The organism is Allocoleopsis sp., assembly GCF_036703385.1.
Classification (GTDB): domain Bacteria; phylum Cyanobacteriota; class Cyanobacteriia; order Cyanobacteriales; family Coleofasciculaceae; genus Allocoleopsis.
On record NZ_DATNPA010000644.1, the window covers coordinates 1 to 4,029 of the forward strand.

At 44.8% G+C, this 4,029-nt stretch carries 3 protein-coding genes; all 3 read left to right on the forward strand.

What is annotated here, in order from left to right; translation table 11 throughout:
* The first annotated feature begins 42 nt into the window (after nt 1-42).
* Nucleotides 43-1,548 carry an AAA-like domain-containing protein gene (locus tag V6C93_RS30580; RefSeq protein ID WP_333480451.1) on the forward strand — a complete coding sequence of 502 codons (1,506 nt, stop codon included), beginning with the start codon at nt 43-45 and terminating at the stop codon, nt 1,546-1,548.
* A 13-nt stretch (nt 1,549-1,561) separates the two neighbouring features.
* On the forward strand, nt 1,562-2,590 hold the full coding sequence (locus V6C93_RS30585) for a pentapeptide repeat-containing protein (RefSeq protein ID WP_333480452.1): 1,029 nt from the start codon (nt 1,562-1,564) through the stop codon (nt 2,588-2,590).
* Between the two features lie 72 nt (nt 2,591-2,662).
* On the forward strand, nt 2,663-4,029 hold a 1,367-nt coding region (locus V6C93_RS30590; RefSeq protein WP_333480453.1), incomplete at its 3' end, for an AAA-like domain-containing protein.

Below are 4,029 nucleotides of genomic sequence, written 5' to 3' on the forward strand. Positions count from 1 at the left end.
TAGGGGATTCCCCAAACTTTTATATAAGGTTGAATAGCATCAATGCCGAGACAGCACTACGGCCCTGAAGCGAAAAAGCAGACAAAACGCCTTTTAGAGGCACTGCTGGCTTATGCCAATCATGAATTAGAGAATTGTGAACGGATACAGATTAAATTCAACTGGAAGACAGACAGCGAGCTCGTTGTTGAGACAAAGGTAAGATTCCTTGAAGAATTGACTGCCAAAGCTCAACCCGATGGCAAGTTAAAGAAAGAGCAAATCAAGGAAGCACTCCATCGACTTGAAAAGTTTTTGGAGATTCTGGAAGACAACCGAGCCACAACACAGGGTTCAGAAGACTGGCACTTCACCTTAAAGCTTTGGCACAGACGGTACGATAAAGAAGCCAACCTAAAGCGGTTTGATGTGGAGTGGGAACGCCGCCGACCAGAAAAGTCGAAACAAGTGACAGGTGAGGACTTAAAAGAAAGTGTGCCACATCCATCTCCACCGTGGCAAGCCTCTAAACACCCTCCAAAGTCAATACCCGTGCCAGAAGTACCAGAAGGGCCAGTTGCTCTGACTTCTATATTTTATGTCGATCGCCCTCCGATTGAATCTCGCTCCTGCCAGACAATTACCCAAGCTGGAGCGTTAATTCGCATTAAAGCACCCAGGCAGATGGGTAAAACATCACTCCTCGATCGCATTGTCGATCGCGCCGTGAACGAGGGTTATCGAACAGTCCGTCTGAACCTACTGCAAGCTGAGGGAGCAGTATTTAGCAGCCTCGATAAATTTCTGCGCTGGTTCTGTGCCTGTGTCAGCCACAAGCTAAACTTACCCTCTCAATTGGGTGATTATTGGGATGAGGATCGGGGCAGTATTGTTAATTGTACCACCTATTTTGAAGCCCATCTGTTGGAGCAAATCGACAGTCCCTTAGTCTTAGCATTGGATGAAGTCGATCGCGTTTTTCAATCTGCGGAAATCGCTCAAGGCTTTTTTCCCATGCTGAGAAGTTGGCATGAGGAAGCAAAAACAATTGATATTTGGGAACAACTGCGTTTGGTTGTAGTGCATTCTACGGAAGATTATGGGCCATTAGATATCAATCAATCGCCGTTTAATGTTGGGTTGCCGGTGGAGTTAACCGAGTTTACTCCAGAGCAGGTAAAGGATTTGGCACAGCGTCATCAACTCGATTGGCAAGAAACCCAAGTACAGCACCTCATGGCAATGGTGGGAGGGCATCCCTATCTTGTGCGGTTAGCGCTTTATAATCTTGCATACCAGGATTTAACGCTAGAGCAATTGTTGCAAGATGCTCCAACCGATGCCGGAATTTATGAAGAGCATTTGCGCCGACACTGGAGAACTCTTAAGGAAAATTCCCAACTTGCCGCAGCACTGCAACAGGTTGTAACGGCGGCTGAATCCGTGCGCTTAGAGACGATGCAGGCGTATAAGTTATATAGCATGGGGCTGATTAAACGAATTGGCGATCGCGTGACGCCACGCTGTCAGTTGTATCAGCAGTATTTTCGAGAACGCCTGAGCAATTAAAACAAGAAAATCAATGAAACTCGCAATTATAGCGGCGATCGCACCATACCTTATCTCGTGTTTAGCAACACCTGTGCTAGCTGCCAATCCCGCACAGATTCAACAGTTGCTGGATACTAAAAACTGTCCGGGATGCAATCTAGTGGGTGCAGATTTGAGTGGGAAAGATTTGTACGGTGCTAACCTGGTTGATGCTAACCTGCGCGGAGCCATTTTATCCCAAGCTAACCTGGAGCGGGCTAACTTAGTTGGCGCGGATTTGACTGGAGCCAATGTAACGAGTACAACCCTAAGGCAAGCCAACCTCATACAAGCCAAACTTTCAGGGGTCAATCTCAACAAAGCCGACACCCATAGCGCAAAATTTTCTCCAAGCATCCTGCTCAAAGATAACCTACAGAACCTACAACTTTTGCAATTATTGATAACAATCATTTGCACAATTGTCGCAACCATCTTTTTAATTCCCCAATATCTGGAAACCCAGAAATGGAGAATTTATGAGTTTATTGCCCGTGAAGTTAAAGAATTTGAGATGCGACAGGAAACCATCAACGTCATGCGAATGTTGGCTAGCAACGACCGCAATATCAAGTTATTCCCCGATGCAGAAAATTCTAAAAATAAGTTTGTCCTTGTCAAAAATCAAGGATTATGCGAGGCTTTAGATTCTCTGGAAGATGAAGGCTTAGATGAGGATATACAAAAACCTAGGAAGGCAGACCAGGCTTATATCAATGCAGCTATAAGAGACAATTTTGATAGAGTTTTAGATAATCTGGAACGATTTAACAATCTGATTGAATCTAAGGTTATAACGAAGGAAGGACTGGAAACTTATATAGATTCTTGGCTTGAAATTATCCACAACTACCCAGATTCAGAAGTTAGGAAAAAACTGTGGATGTATATTGAAAAGCGTAAATACGTTGGGGTTCAAAAGCTATTTGCTCGTTACAATCGCCCTATATGTCTACAGCCTGTTGATGACTCCCCTTTTCCTGAAGCGAATTTGGTTGTTACCAGTCAATTCACCAAGTAGGAAAGTTTATCTGGGATAAGGGATGGAGTTGATTAAACGGAAAATTGAAACAGAGCATATAGATGTAATTATATGTCAGATGACAACTACTACAAAGTTGGAGGAAGTCTAGAGTATCAGCATCCTACCTATGTTAGAAGGAAAGCTGATTCTGACCTCTATGAAGGGTTGAAGAATGGAGAGTTTTGCTATGTCTTGAACTCGCGACAGATGGGCAAGTCGAGCTTGCGGGTTCAGATGATGAAGCAGCTCAAGGAGCAAGGGTTTAAATGTGCCTCAATTGATATGACGAGGATTGGCAGCTATGTCACCCCAGCAGAGTGGTATGCGGGAGTTGTCTCGGAATTATTGAGGGGCTTCGGACTCACAAAAAAGGTGAATTTTAGTAGCTGGTGGCGGGAAAGGGAGTTATTACCCCCCTTGCAGCGCTTGAGAGAGGTTATTGAGGATGTGATACTGGTAGAATTCGACCAAAATATTGTTATTTTTTTGGATGAAATCGATAGTATTCTGAAAATCACATTCAAGGACGATTTTTTTGCCTTTATCCGCGCCTGTTATAACCAGCGTGTGGACAATTCAGAATATCTGCGTCTCACCTTTTGTCTTCTGGGAGTGGCGACGCCATCAGATCTGATTGCGGATAAACAGCGGACGCCATTTAATATTGGTCGGCCAATTGAGCTGACAGGGTTTAGGCTGAAGGAAGCTAGGTCGTCTTTAACCGAGGGATTGACACATCAGGTAGACAATCCTGAAAAGGTTGTACAAGAAGTGTTGACTTGGACGGCTGGACAACCCTTTCTTACTCAGAAATTGTGCCAGCTAGTTGTAGAGAAGTCAGATGGCAGACAGCCGAATATTGAGCAATTAGTGCAACGGTACGTAATCGACAACTGGGAAGCGCAGGATGAACCGGAGCATTTAAGGACAATTCGCGATCGCGTCCTTTCAAATGAGCAACGCGCTGGTAGATTGCTGGGACTGTATCAGCAAATCTTACAACAGGGTGAAATTGCCGCTGATGAGAGTCCCGAACAAGTGGAATTAAGGCTGAGTGGGTTGGTAGTTAAGCAGCAAGGGAGTTTAAGAGTCTATAACCGCATTTATGAGGCTGTTTTTAACAAGAATTGGGTTGAGAATGAACTAGCTAATCTAAGACCATACAGTCAAGCGATCGCTACCTGGTTAGCATCCAATCGTCAGGATGAATCACGGCTATTGCGAGGGCAGGCATTGCAGGAATCCTTGCAGTGGTCAGCCGATAAAAGCTTAAGCGTCGAGGATTATGCTTTTTTAGCCGCCAGCCAAGAATTAGCGCTGCGAGATGTGCAAAGGGATTTAGAAGCAGAACGACAAGCTGGCGCAATCTTAGCCTCTGCGAAACAGCAAGCCGATCAACTGCTCGAAGATGCCAAAGAAGGCACAAAAATAGAACG